The following is a 22584-nucleotide window of genomic DNA, read 5'->3' on the forward strand; positions in this document are numbered from 1 at the left end:
GTTCCGTAACGGAGTTCGGGCCGCACCATGCCCTCCCGTACGAGGGAGGAGAGGTACCGCTGGGCCGCGGACAGGGCGTCGGGGCCTTGCGGAGGACCTGGTGCAGGGGAGCGAGGGTCGGTCCGGAGTGCCCCTTGGACGGGACCTGGGGGACCACTGGCGGCCGGGCGGCGCTGAAGAGGGCGTCCACATCGGCCTGGTCGAGCCGGGGAGCCTTGCCCAAGGCGCCCACACGATACTGGAGTTCGCGGTAGGCGGTGAGCCGTTCGGTCAGTTCGGCGGAGCCGAACGGCTTGACCAGGTAGCCCACGGCGCCGAGCTTCATGGCGGTCCGTACCGAGGTGATGTTCCGGTCGGCGGTGATCATGATGACGTCGGGGCGGGCGCCGCCCTCGTCCGAGCTGAGCAAGCATGACGCCGCCGAGCCGACGGACAGGTAAGGGCGCACAAGCCCGGGAACGCCTCTTACTCGCCGATCGTCTACAGTGCGACGAACGTCTACACCCTTGTAGTCATTCGTATCCGCCCGTTCACCTACGTCAGGTGGTCCAAGGGAAAGGGGCGCTGTCAGCGGATGGGCGCTCTCCTTGGGACACGGCACCACGGTGACTCTGGCGCGCTCCACGCGGAGCGATGCCGCAGCGACTCGTCGCCGGCCGCCTCGCGGCGTGTCCGTGGGCCATGGCCCACTGGCCGCCCGAATCACTCATCTCGGACACGACCCGCCCGGCGGGAGCACCTAAGGGAGACCATGCGTCACAAGATATTGGTCGTTGAGGACGATCACGTGCTGCTGGACGTGCTGCGCCGTGGGCTGTACGAGGAGGGCTTCGAGCCCGTCCTCGCCGCCGACGGTGCCACCGCCCTGCGACTGGCCACCGGCGACATCGCGGCGGTTGTCCTGGACATCGGGCTGCCCGACGCGGACGGTCGGGACGTGTGCCAGGCACTGCGCACCAACGGCTTCCTGGCCCCGGTCATCTTCCTGACCGCCCGGCAACAGCTCGCGGACCGGCTGTCGGGGTTCTCGGCAGGCGGTGACGACTACCTGGCCAAGCCCTTCCATCTGGCCGAACTCACCGCCCGGCTGCGTGCGTCCGTGAAGCGGGTTGCGCCGGCCGCGGCGATCGGGGTCGGGGACCTGATTCTGGACGCGGTCGGCCACCGCGTCACCGTGCACGGCACGGCCGTCGCCCTGTCCCCCACGGAGTTCCGGCTGCTGGCCACACTCGTGGCCGCGGGCGGGAGCGTCGTTCGGCGCAGCGAACTGGTCGCGGCGGGCTGGCCGGAGGGTGCCCAGGTCAGTGACAACACACTGGACCAGTACCTGACCCGGCTGCGGCGGAAGCTGCGTGAGGCCGGCAGCGCGCTGACCATCGGCACGGCGCGCGGGATCGGACACCGCCTTTCATGAAGCGCCTTGTCCTCGATCAGCTTGGAGGAACAGCGGGCGGCCGAAGCCATTGAGACGCCGGCTTCGACCGCCCACGTGAGTCCGCGGACATGCCCGGGCTGACACAGATGGCCGCCTGCACTGGCCATAGCTCGTCGGCGTGTGCCGAGGCGGCGCGGTTCTCGGCGCGGCCCCGCACGCTCGACCCGTCGCCGGGCGCAGGGGGTCTGTCAGCCCATGTCCGTCAGGAGGGCGTTCAGTTCCTTCTCCTGCTGCGCAGGCGTCATCGGCGGATTCGAGTGGTCGATGCCGAAGGTCTTGAGCACCTTGTCCATCTGGGCGTCGATGGAGGTCCAGCCGGTGTTGTCCAGCGGCTGCAGCGACGCCTGGTCGGCGTCCCACAGGTCACGCAGCGACTGGGCGGCCGTGTGCGCTCCCTTCGCGTTCCCCGAGCGTGCGTCCTTGAGCGAGGTGGAGGCGAGGTTCTTCAGCGCGGCGACCTTGGCGGGCGGGAACTTCTTCACCGCCTGGCCGGGAGCCATCTGGACGGCGGAGGTGTTGTCGGCCTCCGGCGCCGGGCCGGTGTGCGGCTGGCTGTGGGCCCAGATCAGCAGGCCCATGGTGGCGGCGGCGAGCAGTCCGAAGCCGGCCAGACCGACGCGCTCCTTTCGCAGGTCGCCGGTGGCGTGGGTGGCGTGGGCGGCCTCGTAGGTCTCGGTCACGTCCGAGCGTGTCACCGTCAGGTAGACCACGGTGGCCAGGATCAGGCCGAGGAAGATCAGGCTGGTGGTGAAGGTGCCCAGCGCGAGGCCGGTCGGCTCGCCCGGCTGAGCGACCTTCGGGGAGGCGAGCCAGTCGCCGATGTTCGCGCCCAGCGGGCGGGTCAGGATGTAGGCGAGCCAGAAGGACAGCACCGGGTTCGCGCCGAACTTCCACAGCAGCGTGATCGCCGCGATGAGGCCCAGCGGCAGCATCACCGAGGCGCCCGGGCTCCAGCCGGTGAGCTCCAGGGTCCAGTCCCCGGTCGCGGTGCCGAGGGCGAAGGTGACGAGAACCGCGAGCCAGTAGAACGACTCACGCGGAAGCGTCATGACCGAGTGGATCGAGAGGGTGCGCTCGCGCAGCCACCACACGCCGAAGACCACGGCGAGCAGAACCGAGAACACGGCGGAGCTGATCCACAGCGGCACATTGAGCTGGTCGGTGAGGATGTCGGTGTACAGGGTGCCCGTGACACTGACAACGACCACGGTCAGCCAGTACGGGAACGGGACGTACCGCTTGAGCCGCATCTGGACGGCCAGGACCACGACGAACACCGCGGTGAAGATCCAGGCCGTGTTCACCAGGCCGACGCCCAGCTTCATGTTGATCCAGTCGGCGAAGCTCTCACCGACGGTGGTGCACAGGATCTTGATCACCCAGAACCAGATGGTGACCTCGGGGACCTTGTTGAGCATGAGGCGCCCGCTGCGTGGGCGTGCTTCCGTTGTCGTCGTCATGCAGGGAGGTTTACGGAGGGAACCTGCAAGCAACCTGACTACGTGGCCGCCTTCGCGGCCGGGAGGGTCACCTGGACGTGACCGCGGCCGTCCGCGATCGCCCGGACCTCCACACCGGCCGAGGCAGCGATACGCCGGACCACCGGCAGCCCCAGCCCGTACCCGCCGCCGCCGGTCACGCCCGCTTCGAAGACCCGGTCGACCTCAGCGGGATCGAACCCTGGGCCGTCGTCCAGGACATCCACCACGATGGCCTCGCCCTGGCTGCGCGCGGTGATCCACACACGGGACTTCGCATGCCGCAGGCTGTTCTCCAGCAGAGGTGACAGCAGCGACACAGCGACGTCGGGCGCCAAAGCCACCTCGACCTTCGCCGGGAAGGCGACCTCGACCGCGCGGCTGCCGATCGCCTGCCGCGCGGCGGAGCGCAGATCACACCGGGTCCCCTCCTCCGTCCGTGCGCGCGCTGCGCGCAAGATCGTCGTGATCGCCGCATTGAGGCGGTCGACCTCGCTCAGCACCACCTCCGGCACCACCGGCTCGCCGGACAGCTGCGCCAGCTGCGCCTCGCCCCGCAGGACCGTGAGCGGTGTCCGCAGCTCGTGGGCGATCTCGTCGGTGAGCCGGCGCTCGTCCGCCAGCGCGTTGTCAACCCGCTCCAGGAGGCGATCCAGGGTCTGTCCCAGTTCCCCGAACTCGTCACGGGGGGCTCCGAGGTTGAAACGGCGCCCGGGCTCGTGATGGCCCCAGTCGTCGGCGAGGGCGGCCATCTCGTGCACGACGCGAAGCGCGCGGTGCACCACGAGGTGCGCGACACCGCCGGCGAGGAGGATCGTAAGGCCGCCCAGAATCAGCGACAAGGTCAGGCTGCGCTGCTCGGACGTCTCGTAGGGCGTGAGGTCCACTCGGACGATCACCATGACGTGGTGGCCCTCGGCCCGAACCGGCCGCGCGAACAGGAGGTAGTCGCCGACGGTCGCGGTCCGCGAGCGCCCCGAGTCCGCCAACTCCTCGACGCGCCCGACCACGCTCGGCGGAACGTCCCCGTCGACAAGACGGCCATCGGCATACACCCAGGCGACCTCGTCCAGCGCCTCGCTGCTGTTCTCCGTGAGCACGACACGGCCGCCCTTGGCGCTGACGTTCGCCGCGACCGCCTCGGCGCGCGTACGGGCCAGATCGTGCGCGTCGGCATCCGTCACCCTGCTCAGCAGCACGTGCGAAACCACCACCAGGATCGCGACCACTGCGGTGGCGATCAGCACGGTGAGCGCGACGACGCTTCGGCGGAATCCCGTCACTGCCATCGGTAGCCCACGCCGCGGACGGTCGCCAGCCGCTCGGCCACACCCAGCGGACCGAGCTTGGTCCGCAGCCGGCGCACATAAGAGTCGAGGGTGTTGTCGCTGACCTGGGCCCCGTGCGGCCAGCCGGCGGCGACGAGGGCGTGGCGGCGTACCGCGTCGCCCCGCGAGGCGATCAGGCGGCCCAGTAGCCGGAACTCGGTCGGGGTCAGGCTCATGCTCACCGCATCGTAGGTCACCACGTGCTTCGCCGGATCGAGGACGACCTCGTGCGGTGCGGACGCCACGGTGGCCCGGCGCAGCAGCGCCCGGACACGGACCAGCAGTTCCGGGATGTCGAAGGGTTTGGTCATGTAGTCGTCGGCGCCGGCCTCGAAGCCGCCCACCTTGTGATGCAGGCCGTCCAAGGCGGTGAGCATCAACACCGGCACGTCAACGCCGCGAGCACGCAGGGCCAGGCAGACATCGCGACCGTCGGCGTCCGGCAACCCGAGATCCAGGACGACCAGCTGGGGCGCCGGTGCAAGCTGCCGTAGCAGGCTGTCGGCCGTGGCGGCGACGGAGACGGTGTGGCCGTCGTGCTCCAGGGCGCGCTTGAGGATGCCGCGGACCGCCGCGTCGTCTTCGCACACCATGATGAAAGCCACGTGCTGACCCTAGATACTCGCGTTCCAGTTCTCCATCTGCCCCGATCAGCCACGCGACGCTCGGGCACGACCTGCCGAGCCGCAGTGGGGGCTGCCGCGGGAGGACCACCATGGGACATGGACCCTATGCAGGAGTACATCGACGCGATTCCGCCGGGTCACCGCCCGCTCTTCGCCCGGGTGAGCGCAGACCGCACATCGCGGCCCGCACACGGGCCGGACGTCCTGCCGACGATTCTCCACACCCCGGGCTGGACCGCCGATCCCACCCTCACTTCAGCCTCCCATTGTGCACATTATTTGTAGACCTTTATGTCATGGAGACCCTCCCGCTTGGAGAACTGAACCACCATCCGTCGAAAGTCACAGCGAGGGTTCGTGCAGGTGAGACACTCGTCGTCACTGAGCAGGTGGCGGCGACCGCCGACGGCTTCCGCCCACCCCTCGGCAGCAACCGTCTGTGATCACCGGACCCCGCGGGGCAGGTCTCCGGCCCGCCCCACCGACCACGTTCGGGGCGATTCTCTGGGGAGAATCTGGGGAGAATGAGCGGCTCTGGGGAGCGGGTGGGGAGAATCGACTGCGCAACCGAGCACGGGCGTGAAAGGCCCAGTCCGCTTCGGCCGGACATCCGATCGAGGATGCCGCTGTGCCGCAGTACCTGTAGACAGCTCCGCACATACGATGCCTGGCCGTCCATCTCCTCCCCGAACAGCACCGCGCCGTCGAACCCATTCGAGCGGCGGACCGTGTCGATCGGCCGCCCAGGGACTCCCAGGCGGCCGATCCGGTGTCGGGACGTCGAGGCGGTCAGTTGAAGCCGACGCTCCACCTCTGGGCGATCGTGGTATTGCAGGACCAGAGCTGAACCGCCAGGTTCGAGGCACCCGAGCCATCTGGCTCGTCAATGCAGAAGTTGTGTTCTGCGAAGTGCACATGCGTGCTCAGCCGGACGTCGACATTGGGCAGCGAGTGCGTGGACGTCCACTCCGCGTTGCTGACCGTGGTGCCGCCACTGACCGCACACTCGTCGAGCCAGAGCGGCGTCCCGTTCACGGGTTTGTCGTCGGTGAAGATGCACAGGCCCAGCGTGTTGGCGAACCGGTAGTGGTTGCCGCCCATGTCCAGCCTGAGCCAGCCCTGGGCGCTGCTGCCGTCGCACGGCATCTGGATGATGGGTGAGCCGAATGCCTGCTCTCGTGGCTGGAGGCACATCGGGGGCGTGTGGAAGTTGTTGCGGATCTCGTGGAACTCGCCGGGGGCGAGCGGCGTGACGGACCCCGCGTTCGCCACCCCACCCCAGGCGATCGTGCCGGCCACGGCCAACAGGGCTGCCGCGAACGCTCTGAACAAGGTTCTCGCGAATGTGGACACTCGGTTTCCCGTCCTTACGATAGAAAGCGGCTCCGTCGCAGGACCGGCGTGGGAAGGGCGGAGACCCTCGGCGCAGCGAGCCGAACTCTTCCCCCCGAACCCGCGGGGCGACAGCGGGCCGCAAACGCCCACCGCCCAACTCCCCCATGGCACCGGCCTGTGAGCAGTCAGGCTGACACCCCGGGAGTCGCGCGTCTCGCCCTGTTCCGTTCAGCGGACCGGCACACCGCGAGCCGTCCTGTCCAGCTTGGCGCCCAACTCCGTGGCCACGCTGGAAATCCGGGCCCTCCTCGGCGTCGGCGGTTTCCGGGCCGACGCGGCCGGCGTCACCAACTGCCCGCGATCATGGCTACTGCTCCGGGAACGGTTCAAAGGGTGCATGACCCGTGACGCTATGCTCACGCGGTGGACGGCCATTCCCGTCACGCCGTCGTCCGGAGTGCCGGAGGACGGGAGATCAAGCCGGTCCTGTCGAGCGCGGGGCCAGAGGAGGCGATGGAGTGCGGCAGGCAGGTGTGCTCGATGTCGGGTGCCACAGTGCTCTGCTGACGGTCGTGCGGCAGCGCCCGGGCGTGTTGCTGGAGCCGGTGTTCTCCCGCAAGGTGAGGCTGAGGCTGCACGAGACCCTCGACCACAAGGGCCGGCTGGACCGGGCCGGTGTGGAGAGCGTCGAGCGGGCAGTGGCCGAGACCGTCGCCGCGAATCCGCGTCCGCGTGGCCCGGAGGTGTTCGCGTTCGCCACCTCCGTCATCCGGGACGCGCCCAACCGCGACGCGATCATCGCGAGTGTGGCGCGCACCACGGGTACCCGTCTGCGCGTGCTGAGCGGTGAGGAAGAGGCGCGGCTGGCCTACGTGGCAGCCCGCCGGTGGGCGGGTCCGGAGGCCGGCCCACTGCTTGTCCTGGACATCGGCGGCGGCACCCTGGAGATCGCCTCCGGCACTGGGGACCAGCCCCACACGGTGTACTCGCTGCCGCTGGGCGCGCGCAGGATCACCCGGGACTGGCTGCCCGGCAACACCGCACCGTCCCCACGCCGCCTGGCCGAGATCCAAAAGTACCTGCGCCAGTTCCTGGAAGCCGTTCCCGACCTGCCGCGGGCCGAGCCGGGCGGGCGGGTACTGGCCTGCTCCAAAACCTTCGAACAGCTCGCCCGGCTCGCCGCGGCCCGGAGCAAGGCACCGCGAGCCGGACGACAGCTGGCCCTGCCCCAACTGCGTGCTTCGGTCGGCCTGTTGGCCGGGGCGAAGCCGTCCCGCCGCGGCAAACTGCCAGGCATCTCCCGCCACCGAGCAGAACAGTCCCTGGCCGGAGCCTTGATCGCTCAAACCCTCATGGAAGCCTGCGGGACCAAGCGCGTCGAGATCTGCCCCTGGTCCACCCGGGAAGGACTCCTGCTGGAACATCTCGGCATGCCCCACACCACGGCGGACCGCTCCCGCCTCGCGGGCTGAACCCCCACGCTCCGCTCCACGAGCATCGCCCCATCCCCTTCCTTCGTAGAGACATCGCCGCCGCCCACGACCGTGGCCGCGACCTCACGGGGGAGCGGCTGACGCTGGCGACCGCGAGCCACTGGGGCGAACCCCTTCACCCTGCTCCGGTCCGTACGGTGCTCGACGAACACGGCCTCCCCGCAGGCCAGTTGGAGTGCCCGCCCGCCGGACCTGCCCCTCGATCCGGTGGAGGCGGACCCGTACCCGGCGGCGGGCGGAACAGGACGATCCCACGGCAGCCGCCGCATAAGGGAAGTCCTGACGGCCCTTGCCGGGCCGCGTGGTGGGCGTGGCCCGGTGCGGGCGGGCGGCCCGACGGCGCCGAGAGGCAGCCTCGCGGGGCCGCTCCTATGCTGGTGGTGGTGACCGCACCCGGCCGCCGGCGGGCAACAAGCCCCGGCCGGACCGCGCCCCGTGACGCGGTCGTGGCGTGCGGCGCACCCCCGCTCACATGGGAGCAAGCCCATGACACACCCGTGCAACCGACTGCGCAGGGGGGCCGTCGTCGCGACCGCGGTGGGGGCGCTGGTGGTTCCGGCCGCGGGCGCGAGCGCCGCGGCGCTGCCGTCCGCCGCCCCGGTCCTCCCCGCCGCCACCGACCCGCCCTCCCCGTCGTCTTCCGGGGGCGCCGTCCGTGACCTGACTCCCAGCCTGCAACGGCAGATCGACGCCGCCGTGCAGCACGTCATGAAACAGGCGGACGTGCCCGGCGTGAACGTCGGCATCTGGACCCCGGACAAGGGGCAGTACGTCAAGTCCTTCGGGGTCGCCGACAGGAGCAGCGGCAAGAAGATGTCGAGCGACCTGTACCTGCGGATCGGCAGCGAGACCAAGACCTTCACCGTCACGGCGCTGCTGGAACTCGTCGACCAGGGCAAGATCGGCCTCGACGACACGATCGGCACGTACATCCACGGCGTCCCGAACGGCGACAAGATCACCCTGCGCCAGCTGGCCGGCATGCGCAGCGGGCTGTTCAACTACTCGCAGGACGAGGGCTTCTTCAAGGCGTTCACCTCCGATCCGAGGCGGCCCTTCACCCCGCAGGAACTGCTCCACTACTCCTTCAAGCACCCCGTGCTCTTCCAGCCCGGCAAGAAGTTCTACTACTGCAACACCAACCTGATCCTGCTCGGCCTGGTCGTGGAGAAGATCTCCGGGCGGCAACTGCGGGACTACATCCACGACACGGTCCTCCAGCCGGCCGGCCTGGACCACACCGTGTTCCCCCAGGGCGCCGAGTTCCCGTCCCCGCACGCGCAGGGCTACACGGACCAGACCGCGAACGGCAAGGTCGCGACCACCGCCGACTGGAACCCCTCCTGGGGCTGGGCGGCCGGCGCGATGATCTCCCGGCTGCAGGACCTGCGGGTGTGGGCGCGCACCGTGGCCACCGGCCGACTGCCGGACGGCAAGCGGCTGATCAGCGCCGCCACCCAGAAGCAGCGCCTGACCACACCCCCGACCACCATCCCGGGCGCCGGGTACGGTCTCGGCATCTTCAACGTGCAGGGCTGGATCGGCCACAACGGCTCGCTGCCGGGCTACGAGTCGCTGACCATCTACCTCCCGTCGGCGCGGACCACCCTGGTCGTCATGCTGAACACCGACATCAACTACAAGAAGACGACGGAGCCCAGCACGCTCTTCGGCGACGCCATCACGAAGATCATCTCGCCGGACCACGTCTTCAACCTGCCCGCCGAACCGGCGGCCAGGTGAGGGTGGTTGGCGGTTCGGTCACAACGACGTCCGACGGGTGTGGCGAGCGCGAGTCCGTACCTGATCGTCAAACGACGGGACGGGCTGTGGACCAGGCAGTACCCCCCGCGTCCACGGCATGCCCGACGAACATGGCCCAGGCGTCCCGGCCGACAGCCAGCCCGGGACGGGCAGTGTTCTTGGAGTCGCGGACATGGACAGCCAGAGGGGAGGTGGCTACCTCAACACACTGCCCACCCTCGCCGCTGCTACTCGCGGGACGCCGTCGCCTACGGCGTCTCCTCGTGTGTGCGTCGGATCTGGGCGGATCGGGATCGTCCGGGCAGCGTTGGCCGCATGAACAGCGAGCATCCACCCACTGCCACGGCGCCGAACGCGTCGCGTGAGGCGGCGGAAGTGGGCAACACGTCGGTCGAGTTCACCATGCGGTTCAGCTCGACCCCTCGCGGCGCCCGCCTGGCCCGGCGCCTGGTCGCGGCCCGGCTCGACGCGTGGGGGCATCCCTCCACGTCCGCCGTGAACGAGACGTTGACCCTCATCACGGCCGCACTGACCGCCGACGCGGTACGCCACGGCCAGGTGCCCGGACGGGACTTCGAGGTGCGGCTCGCCGGCACCGGCCGCGCACTGCGCGTAGAGGTGTCGGACACCCGCGCGGAACGCGTGCCGTCGCTCTCCCCCGACGAACGGCCCCGCGCCGCCGAGTCCGGCCGGGGCCTGCTGCTGGTCGACGCACTGGCCGACGAGTGGGGGACCACGCCGCGTGTGAACGCGCCCGGGAAGACGCTGTGGGCGGCGCTGGCGCTGACGTGACCGCGCGCCACCCACTGCACGGGGCCCGCCCCCGACTCGGCCGGCGTCAGCCCCGTCGCAGCGTGTCCACCAACGGGCCGGCCGTGTGCGTCGCGCCAACTACTTTTTCCTGAAAGGTAGTTGGCCGACGGTGCGGTTACCTCCGTGGCGTCGGGTGGGCGGCGTCCGTTTCTACGTCGACCATTCCGGCGGTGAGTGTCGCCCCGTCCTGTGGGTCGATGAGGAGGAACGAGCCGGTCCGTCGGTTCTCGACGTAGTCGTCGACCGCGAGCGGCTCGGCGGTGCGGATCCGCACGCCGCCGATGTCGTTGGCGGAGAGGCCGTCCTGGCACGGGAGGCGGCTGCCGCTGGTGACGTCGATGCGGTAGTCGATGCGTTCCACCACCGCCGGGACCGTCCTGGTGGTGTGCTTGAGGAGCACGCGCTGCCGCTCGTGCAGCGGGCGGTCGTCGAGGTGGCACACGGTGGCGGACAGGCGCCGCAGCACCTGCGGGGCGCTGTTCGCGGTCAGGGTGTCGCCCCGGGAGATGTCGAGGTCGTCGGCGAGCCGGACGGCGACCGACTGCGGTGCCCAGACCGTGTCGGTCTCCCTGCCGAGCACGCTGAGGCCGACGACCGTGCTGCTCGCCCCGGCCGGTTGCACGACGACGCGGTCGCCGACCTTGAGCAGACCGGACGCGAGTTGTCCGGCGAGCCAGCGTTCCACCGGCTGCCGGTCGCCCGAGGGGCGCCGGATCACGTACTGCACCGGCAGCCGCAGCGGCTTCCCGATGGGGTCGGCTCCGAGGGGCACGGTCTCCAGGTGCGAGAGAAGAGTGGCGCCGCCGTACCAGTCCATGGTGGCCGACGGTTCGACCACGTTGTCGCCGGCCAACGCGGACATCGGGATGGCGGTGGCGCCGGTGATGCCCAACTCGCCCGCCCGCTCGGCGAACTCGGCCGCGATCTCGTCGAAGGCGGACCGCTGGTAGCCGACGGTGTCCATCTTGTTGACGGCCAGCACGACGTGCGGCACCCGGAGCAGGGCCGCGATCGCGCTGTGCCTCATGGTCTGCGCGACCACGCCCTTGCCCGCGTCGACCAGGATCACCGCCAGGTCGGCGGTGGAGGCGCCGGTCACCATGTTGCGCGTGTACTGGACGTGACCCGGTGTGTCCCCGAGGATGAACCGGCGCCTGGGCGTCGCGAAGTAGCGGTAGGCCACGTCGATGGTGATGCCCTGCTCCCGCTCCGCCCGCAGGCCGTCGGTGAGCAGAGCCAGGTCGGGGCCGTCCTGCCCGCGCCTGCGGGACACCTCCTCGATGGCCGCCGCCTGGTCGGCGAGGACGGACTTGGTGTCGTACAGCAGCCGTCCGACCAGGGTGGATTTGCCGTCGTCGACCGACCCGCAGGTGGCCAGCCGCAGCAGGCCACCCGGGAGCAGGCCGGTGGTGCGCGTCTGATCTGCCGCTTCCGCTACGCCTGTTGACATCTTTAGAAATACCCTTCTCGCTTGCGGTCCTCCATGGCTGCCTCGGACATCCGGTCGTCGGCCCTGCTCGCGCCACGCTCGGTCACCCGGCTCGCGGAGATCTCCACGATCACCTCGTCCACCGTCGAGGCGGACGAGTCGACCGCGCCGGTGCAGGACATGTCACCGACGGTGCGGTACCGGACCCGGCGCTCCGTCACGGACTCCTCGTCCCGGGGGCCGCCCCAGTCGCCGGGCGCCAGCCACATGCCGTCGCGCCGGAACACCTCGCGCCAGTGCGCGAAATAGATCTCCGGCAGTTCGATGCCCTCGTGCTCGATGTACTGCCAGACGTCCAGTTCGGTCCAGTTGGACAGCGGGAAGACGCGGAAGTGCTCACCGGGCTGGTGGTGACCGTTGTAGAGCTGCCACAGCTCGGGCCGCTGTCTGCGCGGCTCCCAGGCGCCGAACTCGTCCCGCAGGCTGAACACCCGTTCCTTGGCGCGCGCCTTCTCCTCGTCGCGCCGGCCGCCGCCGAACACCGCGCCGAAGCGGCCGTCGCGGACGGCGTCCAGCAGCGGCAGGGTCTGGAGCGGATTGCGGGTGCCGTCCGGCCGCTCGCGGAGCGTTCCGTCGTCGATGTACGCCTGCACGGACGCCACGTCGAGCCGGAGGCCGTACTTCTCCACGATCCGGTCGCGGTAGGCGATCACCTCGGGGAAGTTGTGACCGGTGTCGACGTGCAGCAGGGAGAACGGCAGTGGTGCCGGGGCGAACGCCTTCAGCGCCACGTGCAGCATGACGATCGAGTCCTTGCCGCCGGAGAACAGCAGCGCCGGCCGGTCGAACTCCCCCGCCACCTCGCGGAAGATGTGGGCCGCCTCGGCCTCCAGCGTGTCGAGGTGCGTCAGCGGCAGCACCGGGTCCACCGGCAGGCCGAGGTGTCCGGGACGGGCGGCGGGCACGGCCCGCGCACGGGCGATCACGCCAGACCCCGGGCCGTGAGCAGCGCGCGGACCTGCCGGACCGACTCGTCGACCGTCCGGTGCTGCGTGTCGACACGCAGATCGGGGTCGACCGGCGCCTCGTAGGGGTCGTCGGCGCCGGTGAGACCGCTGAGTTCACCGGCCGCCTGCCTGGCGTAGAGGCTCTTGACGTCCCGGTCGGCGCAGACCTCCACCGGAGTCGCCACGTGCACCTCGACGTAGGGGACGCCGCGCGCCGCGTGCAGATCACGGACCGCGGCGCGGGACAGCGCGTAGGGGGCGATGACCGGTACGAGCACCGTGACGCCGTGCTCCGCGAGGAGGCCGGCCACGTAACCGATCCGCCGCACGTTGATGTCCCTGTCCTCCTTGGAGAAGCCCAGTTCCGCGGAGAGGGCGGCCCTGACCTCGTCACCGTCGAGCACCTGTACTCGGGGGTGTCCGCCGGAGCGCAGGCGCTCGGCGAGGCCGACCGCGATGGTGGTCTTGCCCGCGCTCGGCAGCCCGGTCAGCCAGACCGTGCCGCCCTGCCACGGGGCTGGAGTGCCATTCGGTTCACTCATGTACGGATCTCCCTTTCGCGTGGGCTGTGGGTCGGCGCCCCCGCGCGGGAGACGCGCACCGTGGGGTGCCCGCTCCCGTGCGTGCTCGACTGACGGGTTCGGGGGTGCGGCCGTCCGACCTGCGTATCGGTGGCGGCCCCGCCGGTGAACACCGCGCGTACGGCGCCGAGTCGGGGCGCGTTCACAGGGGGTGGAGGCCGGGGAAGGTCAGGCCGAGGGTCTCGGGTCGGCCCGTGCGGATGTTGAGGCACTGCACGGCGTTGCCGGCGCCGCCTTTGACGAGGTTGTCCAGGGCGGCGATCGTGGTCAGGCGGCCGGTCGCCTCGTCGAGGGCGTAGCCGACGTCGCAGTAGTTGGACCCCAGGAGGATCTTCGGGTCCGGGTAGCGGAAGATGCCGCGCTGGTGGGCGACGACGCGGACGAAGGGTTCGTCGGCGTACTGCTCGCGGAAGGCCCGGCGCACGGTCTGCTTGTCGACGCCGGGGCGCAGGGTGGCGTGGCAGATGGTCTGGACCCCGCGGACCGCTTCGACGCCGGTGGCGGTCATCGCGGCGGGCAGCCCCAGATGCCGGGAGATCTCCGCTTCGTGCCGGTGGCCGGTGGGCGCGAACACCCGCATGGCGCCGCTGCGTTCGGCGTGCAGGTTGGCCGGCCCGGCGGTGACACCCGAACCGCTGGAACCGGTACGGGCGTCGAACTGGGCCCCTCGTTCGAGATCGATCAGATCGCGGGCCACCAGCGGGTACAGGGCGAGCACACCGGCCGCGGCCATGCAGCCGGGGACACTGATCAGGTCCGCGGAGCTCAGGCTCTCGCGGTGCAGTTCGGGAAGGCCGGGCACGAACTCGTCCAGCAGCTGCGGCGCTCGGTGCTCCTCTCCGTAGTAACGCTGGAAGACCTCGGTGTCGTCGAGCCGGAAGTCCCCGGTCAGATCGATGACCAGTTTGGACCGCTCGGTCCAGTGATCGATCTGGGTCATCGCCACCCGGTGCGGCAACGCCAGGAACACCGCGTCGCACTCCTCGACCTCGTCGGCCGAGCAGAACGACAGATCGGTGGCGGACCGCAGATTCGGATGCACACCGTCGACCCGTTTGCCCGGGAAGCGGGACGAGACCGCGCCCACCACCTCGACCTCGGGATGGCCCAGCAAAAGCCTCAGCAACTCCCCGCCGATATATCCGGCCGCACCGGCCACCGCCACCCGGATCACGGGCACACCCCCCGCACCGAAACACTCCGACCCACCACTACGACTCCTTTCGGTCCGAACCGACCACCCGTGTGAAAAGAAACTACGAACCCGTCCGCCCGACCCGCGTCCGCGACCAACGCATTCCGTGGGACGCGCCGGACTGACTTTCCGGCCGCCGCGGCTGCGCATTCCGGTTACTCGACGCGAGCGGACCCCGCTCATTTCCTGCGGGAGGCGGAATGCCATTACCGCAAGGTGTGCACGTGCTCCGTCGCGGTGGACGGATTACCCGGCCAGATCCGCAACTCGCGCAGATCCGGGCGCATTACCACTGCCGCGACCGTCCGCTCACGTCGGATATCGCCGTTGTCCGGCACGAAGACGGGTGGCGTCGAGAGGAGCCGGTGATGACCCGCGGTGTCGTCCGCGTCCGGGATGCCCGCCTCCCGGACCACCGCCATGCGTCGCCTGGACGAGTTCTTGGCGAAGATGTTGATCTCGTCCAGCTCGGCGAACTTCTCGTCCAGGAAGTGGTTGGTGTGCACCAGGTCGGCACCTTCGAGAACGCTTCGTTCCGAGCCCAGGGTTTCCACACACACGGCCCGCTCCTCGCCGCAGACCATGAACGATCGTGAGGTGGCGAGCGGGAGTTCACACAGTGTCTCCACTGCCTCGTCGACACTGCCGGCGTGGTCCAGCGCGTGCCGGATCGCCAGGTACGGGGGCACGCCCGGCTCCCACTCACCGCCGAGAACGAGGTTGATCCCGATGGCGATTCCGGCGTCGTTGACACCGAGGTAGCCCAGGAGACCGCCGAAGCTGAGCACCAGGGAACGGTGGCGCGGTCCGGTGACCGCCAGGAGGGCGATCTGGTCGTCGAGGTCGCCGTTCAGGTCGACGGTCTGTGCCAGCACCGGCCCGCTCCGGACCGAGGCGTAGGTGGTGCAGTCCCCGCCGGTGACCCGGCTGTACCCGAGTACTTCGCGGCGCAGCTGCAACAGCCAGGCCGCGTCGCGCTCGATGCCGGCGCCGGCGGCGAGGCCGTCGATCTCGTCGGCGAGGTCGGGCAACGCGCCGGCCGTGACCTCCCGGTGGGCGGCGATGCCCGGTCGCAGCGAGTCGAGGTCCACCGGCCGGTCGCTGAGGTGGCCGAGGCGGGCGAGCGAGTCGTCGAGGAAGCCGTGGAGGCGCCCGGCCAGCGCGCGTCCGTGGGTGAACCCGCGGTCGTACGGGAGGCCGGACAGCTCGACGAGCGGCACGCTGTTCACGCGCTCGGGTTGACGGCCCGGCCGAGCCGGCCGAGCTGGTCCTGGACCGAGGGCCATTCGGCGCGGAGGACCGAATAGTAGACGGCGTCCCGCCTCCTGCCTTCGGGCATGGGGTTGAAGCTGCGGAGAACGCCTTCTTCGTACGCGCCCGTCTTGCGCAGTCCGGCGCGCGCCTGAGCGTTGAGGATGTCGGTCTTGAATTCGACCCGTTCAGCGCCCATGACGTCGAACGCGTGCCGCAGAAGCAGGTATTTGGCCCACCTGTTGATGCCCTTCCCCTGGAAGTTGACACCGAGCCATGACCATCCGATCTCAAGGCGCCCGTCGGCTTCGGCGAGATTGCCGTAGCTGGAGCTTCCGGCGACCTCTCCGGAGCCCTTGTCGACGATGACGTAGACCGCGCGTTTTCCGCTGTCCTGGTCGGCGAGCATGGCGTCGAAGAACGCGTCGAAATCGGCGTCGGTCTCGACACGGGAGACGAAATACGTCCAGATGCGCTCGTCGAAGGCGATTCGGCGCAGGGGTTCACGGTCGCTCTCCGAAACGGGATGGAGTTCGACGTGCTCGTTCTGGAGAAGCGTGGAAGCGCTCCGGTTCCAGGCGGTGCGGCTCAAGAGTCTCAACCCTTCGGGGAGGCGAGGGCGGCGTGCGGCCGGAGGGCGTCGACGACATTGCCGAGGGTACGCATGTGGGCGAGGTCGTCCTCGGTGAACGTGTCGAGACCGACCTCGGCCGCTTTGCACAGGGAGGTCAGGAACAGCACCTTGTTGAGGGAGGTGATCCCGTAGGTCTGGACGAGGTCCTCGTGGGGGTCGAGGGACCCGGGGTCGGGGTGGTCGCGGAGGACCTTGGAGAGTTGTTCGCGGGCCAGGGTGTCGAGGTCAGTGGGCATGGATACCTGCCTTCGGATGGTCGATACGGTCGCGGTAGCGGTCCGCTATGCGCTTGCGGATCGGTTTGAACTGGGAGGTGAGCAGCCCGTTGTCGACGGTGAACGGCTCGTCGGCGACCACCACCCGGGAGATGCGCTCGTCGGCTTCGGACGCGGCGTTGACCACGTCGAGCGCCTCGACGATCGCGGAGGTGTCGACCGGGCCGGGGTGCGGGGAGACGACGGCGACCAGGCCGGCCGGGCTGGGCCAGTAGAGGACGCATTCGGCCACCGCGCCGGTGTCACGGAACCGGGTCTCGACGGGCCTGACGATGATCTTCTTGCCGTTGTCGAGGACGATGACGTCGTCGGCGCGCCCGAGGATGTACAGGAATCCGTCGTCGTCCAGGCGGCCGAGGTCGCCGGTACGGACCACACCGCCGGGCCGGAACATGCGGTCGCTGTCACCGGGAGCGGCGTAGGTGTAGGCGGTGTTGACCGGGTGGTCGCTGCGGACACAGACCACGCCTTCGTCGTCGATGACGACCTCCTTGCCGGGGAGCGGCCGGCCCACGCTGCCCTCCCGGTGGGCGCCGGGGTGGTTCTTGGTGGTGATGCAGGTTTCGTTGAGGCCGTAGCCCTCGTAGAGGGTGAGCCCGGCTTCGCCGTAGAACCTGAGTGTCGCGGGGTCGGCGGGGGCCGAGCCCGTCCACAGGTAGCGGATGCGGTCACCGAAGAGTTCGGCGGCTGCCTTGGCCGGTTCGATGCCGTCGGCGAGGCTGCTTTCGAGGTGCCGCTTGGCGGTGTCGAAGAAGGCGGGGACGCCCATGACGACGGTGGGGCGGACGGCCGGCAGTACGGCGAAGACGGACTGGAAGGTCGTGACCGTGAGGTCGTGCCCCCAATACAGCGCCGAGTAGAGCCAGTAGCGCTGTTGGAGCAGCGAGAGGGGCAGAAAGGTGAGGATGTCGTCGCCCGGCCGATGGTCGAACAGGCTCTGTACGGCGTGCAGTGAGGAGTCGATGCTGCCGACGGTGGCCTCAAGTCCCTTGGGCGCTCCGGTGGAGCCGGAGGTGAACTTGACGGTGGTGCACTCCGTGGCGGCCCATCGGTCCGGCTCGAAGGGCTCGGCGGCTTCCTCGGCGTGGCCGGCGACGGTCGAGATCGGCAGGGCGCGGGACGGGGCGTCGTCGGGCAGCGGAACGTCGGTGTAGAGCAGGTCGAGGTGGTAGCGGTCGATCAGTTCGGTGTCGGGAGTGAACTTGCCGGGCTCGAAACCGGCGGTCTGTGCCTTGATCATCAGGGCGGCGAGGTCGAGCAGTATCCATTCGAGACGGTTGGCCGAGAGGATGCCGATGCGGTCGCCCGCGCCGATGCCCCGGCGGCGCAGGGCGCCGGCGACGGCCTTGGCCCGGTCGTGGAACTCGGCCAGCGGCATGGTGGTGCGGTGGCCGAGGCCGGTGACGGTGAGGGCACCGTCGTGGCGTGGCCTGGTGCCGATGATGTGGTTGATGATCGACTGGGTCATTGCTGCTGCCGGTCCCCGGCGCTGAAGAAGCGGGTGTCCGCGAGGGTGCAGCGGCTGCCGGGCTCGACCAGGTCGGCCGTGTCGGGCCAGGTCTCGATCGCCGGGATGCCGAGGGCGGTGGCGAGCGCGGCCGAGAAGCGCGGCATCAGCGGAGCCGAGGCGGTGGCGAGGAGGCGGGCCGCGGCCAGTTCGAGGGCGACGGCGGTACGGGCCTCGGAGCCCCACCGGTCGGTCCGGGCCAGGGCGGACTGCTGACGGGAGAAGGCACGGACGTCGGTGACGATGCCGTCGAGCGCGGTGGCGGCGGACCGCAGCGAGAACCCCTCGGGGTTGAGGGCGGTGGTGATCTCGTCGAGCCGTAGCGACAGACGGGCCAGGAAGGCGGTGTGCTCGCTGGTCCAGGTGCCCGCGTCCGGGGCGACGCCGTCGAACCGGCTGTCGACACGGTCGCCCAGGCCGGTGAGCCACTCCTCCCACTGCCCGACGAGTGTGTCGGCACGGGCGTGGTCGAACTCGGCGCGACGGAAGTCGGTGCGCTCGTCCTCGGGGCGGGTGCGGGAGAGGTAGTAGCGGACGGCGTCGACGGTGTCGGGCGTGAGGATCTCCTTGCCCCAGATCGCGTGCCGTCGGCTGGTGGAGAACTTCTGGCCTTCGAGTGTGTAGAACTCGTTGACGTGGTAGTCGATGTCGGGGTTCCACTCCGGGAACGCCAGTCGGTACAGGACCGGGTAGAGGATCGAGTGGTAGAAGCTGTTGTCGTAGCCGAAGAAGTGCACCAACTTCCAGTCGGATGAGGGCACTTCACTCGACCAGGCCTCCCCCAGGCCGGCGCCGAGCCGTTCGATGCCGTGCAGGAAGCCGTGGCTCATCTCCGGCCACACCCAGATGACCTGGCCGTCCAGGCCGGCCTCGGCCGGCCGCACTCCCCAGTCGGACGGATGAGAGACCGGCAGGTCGAGCGTCTCGCGGGCGAAGACCCGCTGGGCCAGTTCGCGCAGGCGGGCCGGGACCCGGCCGAGCCGGTGGTGGTCGGCGACGGTGTCGGCGAACTCGTGCAGCGGCAGCGTGTAGCGCTCGACGTCGGCGTGCTTGGGTGTGGTGCTGCTGAGGCCGGAAGCCGGATCGACGAGGTCGGCGACGAGGTTGGGCTCGCCGCACTCCTCGCAGATGTTGCCACCGGTCCGGTGCGAACAGGCGGGGCAGGTGCCGCCGACGTTGACCTCGTAGAGGTACGCGCCCGTCTCGGAGTCGAGGAGGGCGGGCGTCGCCTTGGGGCTGACGTGTCCGGAGTCGACGAGCCGGCTGAAGTAGCGCCGGAGGCCCTCGGGGTAGCCCTCGTTCACGCTGGTGACGTAGTACTGGTCGACCTCGATGTCCATCGCCTTGAGGGTCGCGGCGATCTCGGCCGAGTAGTGGGCGGCGACCTCGGCGGGGGTGGAGTCCTCGCGGGCGGCGACGGCCGCGACGTAGCTCTGGAAGTCGTCGCTGCCGGTCAGGTGCCAGGCCCGGTTGCCGTTGAGGCGCTGGTAGCGGACGTAGACGTCCGCGCCGAGGTAGGGGCCGGAGAGGTGACCGAGATGCAGGTCGCCGTTGGGGGTCGGCGGGGTGGAGAACACGAACTGGGGTCGGTCGGTGGGGTGGACCCGGGTGCGCGACAGCGCCGAGGCGCGGGCGCGGGCCGAGTCGCGCCAGTACTGGGTGAAGAAGACCAGGTCCGTCTCACCGGTGTTGGTGATGACGTGCGCTTCGAAGGGCTCGAACAGGACCACGGTGCCGGGCCGCGCCGGGTGGGTGCGACCGTCGACGGTCAGCTCGCCCTCACCGGCGACGATGACGAGGAACTCGGTCTCGTCGTGCCGGTCGCCCAGAGAGGCGACGCCGGGGGCGACCCTGCCCCAGCCGGCACCGACACCGAGGCCCTCGACCGAGGACATGTCGATGCCGAAGGCTTCGGACAGTTCGGATTCGGTGTAGCGGTTGAAGATCATGCCTGCCTCTGTCGTGGCTGGGAGAGGATGCGGGTCGGGGTGGGCTCCAGGGCGGCGACGGCCTCGGCGGCGATGGCGGGGGCGAGCCGGTAGCCGGAGCCGCCGGCGGCTCCGGCGAAGACCAGGCCGGGCCTCAGCTCGGCGACCACGGGTTCGCGGCGGGGGCTGTAGGCGTCGCAGAAGACCCGGCCCGAGTCGCACAGCGCCACCAGGTCAGGGGCGAAGCGGCCCAGGACGGCTCGGGCGTCGTCGAGGTCGGACCGCTCCAGGGCGAGTCCGACGTCGTCGGGGGCGACGTCCCAGCGGTCGCAGGTGTAGCTGAACAGGAAGTGGCCGCGCTCGTGGAGCGGCAGGAGGAAGGCGTCCTCGTCATGGAAGATCGTGAGCGGATCGTCGGGCGCGGGAGACGCCTCGACGTGGGTGGCGACGACCTTCTTGACGCGCAGGCCGAGCGGGGCGACCAGGGCGGCCCAGGCGGGGTGCGCGATCCACGGACCGGGGACCAGGACGACCCGGCGGGCCACCAACTCGCGCCCCCCGCCCAGGCCGAGGCGGTGTTCGCCGTCGGAGGAGACCTCCGTGACCTCGGTTCCCTCCAGCACGCTCGCGCGGTCGCGCAGCCCGGCCAGGACGCGGCCGGCGACTCCTTGGACGTCGGCGTAGTGGCACCCGTCCAGGCGCCACGCACGGGCGCCCGGTGGGGCCGCCCAGCCGCGGGCCGGATCGGCCGGGGCGGTCTCCTCACCGAGTCGCAGATAGGTGGCGGCGACCGCGTCGGCGTCACCGGTGGCGACGACCGTCGCGTCCAACGCCCGTATCGGCAGATCGAGTTCGGCGGCCAGGCGGGCCCAGACGCGGTGGGAGTGCTCGGTCATGGACCTGACGCGCGCGGTCGCGCCGCGCGGGAAGTGGACGCCGGCCGAGCGGCTCGACGCGCCCTGGCCGATCAGCCCGCGTTCCAGGACGGCGATGGTCGCGTAGGGGAAGGCGGCGGCCGCTTCGTGGGCGACGAGGGCACCGACCACTCCGCCGCCGACGACGGCGATGTCTACAGCGTCCACTGAGTCCCCCGCCCGTTCTTGGCCGACCAGTCGATGAAGGACATCGCCAGTTCGGGGGCGCTCTTGCCGCGCAGGCGGTTGGCGATGCGCTGCGCGCGCCAGGCGTTGAGACTCAGGTTCACGTCGGGCAGTCCGCGCTGGCCGCGTACCGCGTTCTGCATGAAGATGTTCCGGTCCGGCGGGCCGTCCCAGCTGATCGAGAAGTCCTCGTCGACCCGGACCTCACCGTTCTCGGTCTCGATGCGGTCCATCAACGGCGCGAGGAAGGTCTTGGGAGCGGGGCGGAAGCCCGTCGCCCAGACCACCGCGTCGACCGGGAGGCACTGGCTCTGGCCCGACTCGTCGTTGTGCCGCAGTGTCACTTCGAAGCTTCCGGCGGCCGTGCGGTCGGCGGCCACCATGGTCCGGTTGGGCAGCAGCCCGAATCGGTGCTCGTCCCGCTCGATGAACTGGAGCCGGTACAGCGCCTGGTAGATCGCCCGGAGGGTCGACTCGGAGATCCCGTCCGAGCTCAGCATGTGGGCCAGGTTCAGCTCGGCGCGCTTGGACTCGGAGAGCCGGTAGAAGTAGTCGGAGTACTCCGGCATGTAGAAGTCGTTGGTGAAGGTCGAGTCGTCGATCGGGAAGTAGTTGCGACGCCTGGAGACCCAGGAGACCCAGGCCGGGCGCTCGGAGTCGCGGCGCGAGATCAGGTCCAGGAACGCCTCGGCCCCCGACTGGCCGCCGCCGACCACGGCGACCCGCTTGCCCGCCAGTTCCCGCGCGTGGCTCAGGTACTGGCTGACGTGGAAGTGGCCCGCGCCCAGATGCGGGACCGCGAAGTCGGGCACCCACGGAACGGTGCCGACGCCCACGGCGATGTTGTCGGCGGTGACCTGGCGGCGATCGGTGGTGACGCGGAAGACGCCGTCGAAGTCGACCCGTTCGACGCTTTCCGAGAAGGCCACGTTCTCGTTGGTCTCGGCCGCCCAGGCGAGGTAGTTGCGGAACTCGTTGCGCGGCACCTCGGCGAACTGGGCGTTGAGGAAGTGATACATCCGGCCGTGCTCGTGCAGATAGGACAGGAACGAGAACCGGTTGGTCGGGTCGGAGAGGCTCACCAGGTCCTTGAAGATCGACACCTGGAGGGTCGCGCCGGTGATCAGCTGGTCGTCGTGCCAGGTGAAGCTCGGCTTGCGGTCGAGGAACAGGTTCGGCTGCTCCGGATCGCCGTGCAGCAGTGCGGCCAGACCCAGGTTGGCTGGGCCCGCGCCGATGCCGACGAGCCGGAAGTGACTGGTCTGCTCGGCGCAACCGGACGCCGTCGTTGGCTTCGGTACAGGTCCCACGTCAAGTCCTTCCTGTGGAGGTGCAGGCTGTCGAGCCCGTGTCATGACGCCTCGGCGCGCTCTGGCGGGCCGCGGGTGTCGCGTCGTGGGCCGGG

The 22584-nt window shown here is 70.1% G+C and carries 20 protein-coding genes and 1 pseudogene; 5 read left to right on the forward strand and 16 right to left on the reverse strand.

Annotated features, from left to right (window positions below):
* Nucleotides 1-751 precede the first annotated feature (751 nt).
* Nucleotides 752-1414 carry a response regulator transcription factor gene (locus ABZT12_RS09090; protein ID WP_356379778.1) on the forward strand — a complete coding sequence of 221 codons (663 nt, stop codon included), beginning with the start codon at nucleotides 752-754 and terminating at the stop codon, nucleotides 1412-1414.
* A gap of 209 nt (nucleotides 1415-1623) precedes the next feature.
* Here the strand turns inward: ABZT12_RS09090 and ABZT12_RS09095 are convergent, their stop codons facing one another.
* The 4 genes from ABZT12_RS09095 to ABZT12_RS09110 form a co-directional block, all read right to left on the reverse strand.
* Complete coding sequence (locus tag ABZT12_RS09095) at nucleotides 1624-2895, reverse strand: hypothetical protein (RefSeq protein WP_356379781.1); 1272 nt, start codon at nucleotides 2893-2895, stop codon at nucleotides 1624-1626.
* 38 nt (nucleotides 2896-2933) lie between these two features.
* Entirely contained in the window at nucleotides 2934-4160 is a 1227-nt protein-coding gene (locus ABZT12_RS09100) for a HAMP domain-containing sensor histidine kinase (protein ID WP_356379784.1), read from the reverse strand.
* 32 nt (nucleotides 4161-4192) lie between these two features.
* Complete coding sequence (locus ABZT12_RS09105) at nucleotides 4193-4846, reverse strand: response regulator transcription factor (RefSeq protein ID WP_093622779.1); 654 nt, start codon at nucleotides 4844-4846, stop codon at nucleotides 4193-4195.
* 810 nt (nucleotides 4847-5656) lie between these two features.
* Complete coding sequence (locus ABZT12_RS09110; RefSeq protein ID WP_356379787.1) at nucleotides 5657-6220, reverse strand: hypothetical protein; 564 nt, start codon at nucleotides 6218-6220, stop codon at nucleotides 5657-5659.
* A gap of 500 nt (nucleotides 6221-6720) precedes the next feature.
* On the opposite strand from ABZT12_RS09110, the gene ABZT12_RS09115 reads away from it, so the two are divergent.
* The 3 genes from ABZT12_RS09115 to ABZT12_RS09125 are packed head-to-tail and all read left to right on the forward strand — an operon-like array spanning nucleotide 6721 to nucleotide 9438.
* Nucleotides 6721-7674, forward strand: a complete 954-nt coding sequence (locus tag ABZT12_RS09115) for a hypothetical protein (protein ID WP_356379790.1) — start codon at nucleotides 6721-6723, stop codon at nucleotides 7672-7674.
* 53 nt (nucleotides 7675-7727) lie between these two features.
* Nucleotides 7728-8354, forward strand: a complete 627-nt coding sequence (locus tag ABZT12_RS09120; protein ID WP_356380251.1) for an asparaginase — start codon at nucleotides 7728-7730, stop codon at nucleotides 8352-8354.
* Nucleotides 8245-9438 (forward strand): serine hydrolase domain-containing protein, encoded by a 1194-nt coding sequence (locus ABZT12_RS09125; RefSeq protein ID WP_356380254.1) that lies wholly within the window; start codon nucleotides 8245-8247, stop codon nucleotides 9436-9438. The genes ABZT12_RS09120 and ABZT12_RS09125 overlap by 110 nt, the downstream gene beginning before the upstream one ends.
* Nucleotides 9439-9505: 67 nt before the next feature.
* Here ABZT12_RS09125 and ABZT12_RS09130 read toward each other — a convergent pair.
* A pseudogene (locus ABZT12_RS09130) lies at nucleotides 9506-9694 on the reverse strand (DUF397 domain-containing protein); the annotation flags it as partial.
* Nucleotides 9695-9861: 167 nt separating this feature from the next.
* Between ABZT12_RS09130 and ABZT12_RS09135 the strand changes: the two are divergent.
* Nucleotides 9862-10251 carry an ATP-binding protein gene (locus ABZT12_RS09135; protein WP_356380257.1) on the forward strand — a complete coding sequence of 130 codons (390 nt, stop codon included), beginning with the start codon at nucleotides 9862-9864 and terminating at the stop codon, nucleotides 10249-10251.
* A gap of 136 nt (nucleotides 10252-10387) precedes the next feature.
* Here the strand turns inward: ABZT12_RS09135 and ABZT12_RS09140 are convergent, their stop codons facing one another.
* The 11 genes from ABZT12_RS09140 to ABZT12_RS09190 form a co-directional block, all read right to left on the reverse strand.
* Nucleotides 10388-11722 carry a GTP-binding protein gene (locus tag ABZT12_RS09140; protein ID WP_356379793.1) on the reverse strand — a complete coding sequence of 445 codons (1335 nt, stop codon included), beginning with the start codon at nucleotides 11720-11722 and terminating at the stop codon, nucleotides 10388-10390.
* A gap of 2 nt (nucleotides 11723-11724) precedes the next feature.
* Nucleotides 11725-12636 (reverse strand): sulfate adenylyltransferase subunit CysD, encoded by a 912-nt coding sequence (gene cysD / locus ABZT12_RS09145; protein WP_356380260.1) that lies wholly within the window; start codon nucleotides 12634-12636, stop codon nucleotides 11725-11727.
* Between the two features lie 47 nt (nucleotides 12637-12683).
* Nucleotides 12684-13250, reverse strand: a complete 567-nt coding sequence (gene cysC / locus ABZT12_RS09150) for an adenylyl-sulfate kinase (protein ID WP_356379796.1) — start codon at nucleotides 13248-13250, stop codon at nucleotides 12684-12686.
* A 181-nt stretch (nucleotides 13251-13431) separates the two neighbouring features.
* The gene (gene argC / locus ABZT12_RS09155; protein ID WP_356379799.1) at nucleotides 13432-14463 is read right to left on the reverse strand and encodes an N-acetyl-gamma-glutamyl-phosphate reductase; all 1032 of its coding nucleotides are present in this window, start codon (nucleotides 14461-14463) and stop codon (nucleotides 13432-13434) included.
* 227 nt (nucleotides 14464-14690) lie between these two features.
* Nucleotides 14691-15713, reverse strand: a complete 1023-nt coding sequence (locus tag ABZT12_RS09160) for a C45 family peptidase (RefSeq protein ID WP_356379802.1) — start codon at nucleotides 15711-15713, stop codon at nucleotides 14691-14693.
* Nucleotides 15710-16327, reverse strand: a complete 618-nt coding sequence (locus tag ABZT12_RS09165; RefSeq protein ID WP_356379805.1) for a GNAT family protein — start codon at nucleotides 16325-16327, stop codon at nucleotides 15710-15712. Before ABZT12_RS09165 ends, ABZT12_RS09160 begins: the two co-directional genes overlap by 4 nt.
* Before the next feature lie 5 nt (nucleotides 16328-16332).
* Nucleotides 16333-16605 carry an acyl carrier protein gene (locus ABZT12_RS09170; RefSeq protein WP_356379808.1) on the reverse strand — a complete coding sequence of 91 codons (273 nt, stop codon included), beginning with the start codon at nucleotides 16603-16605 and terminating at the stop codon, nucleotides 16333-16335.
* Entirely contained in the window at nucleotides 16595-18112 is a 1518-nt protein-coding gene (locus ABZT12_RS09175) for an AMP-binding protein (protein WP_356379811.1), read from the reverse strand. Before ABZT12_RS09175 ends, ABZT12_RS09170 begins: the two co-directional genes overlap by 11 nt.
* A complete protein-coding gene (locus ABZT12_RS09180) occupies nucleotides 18109-20100 on the reverse strand; it encodes a class I tRNA ligase family protein (RefSeq protein WP_356379814.1) in 1992 nt (663 codons plus the stop codon). Before ABZT12_RS09180 ends, ABZT12_RS09175 begins: the two co-directional genes overlap by 4 nt.
* Complete coding sequence (locus tag ABZT12_RS09185; RefSeq protein WP_356379817.1) at nucleotides 20097-21161, reverse strand: FAD-dependent oxidoreductase; 1065 nt, start codon at nucleotides 21159-21161, stop codon at nucleotides 20097-20099. Before ABZT12_RS09185 ends, ABZT12_RS09180 begins: the two co-directional genes overlap by 4 nt.
* Nucleotides 21149-22489, reverse strand: coding sequence for a SidA/IucD/PvdA family monooxygenase (locus tag ABZT12_RS09190; protein ID WP_356379820.1), 1341 nt, complete (start codon nucleotides 22487-22489; stop codon nucleotides 21149-21151). Before ABZT12_RS09190 ends, ABZT12_RS09185 begins: the two co-directional genes overlap by 13 nt.
* Nucleotides 22490-22584 lie beyond the last annotated feature (95 nt).

Origin of the sequence: Streptomyces sp. NPDC005423 (assembly GCF_040606415.1) — a bacterium.
Classification (GTDB): domain Bacteria; phylum Actinomycetota; class Actinomycetes; order Streptomycetales; family Streptomycetaceae; genus Streptomyces.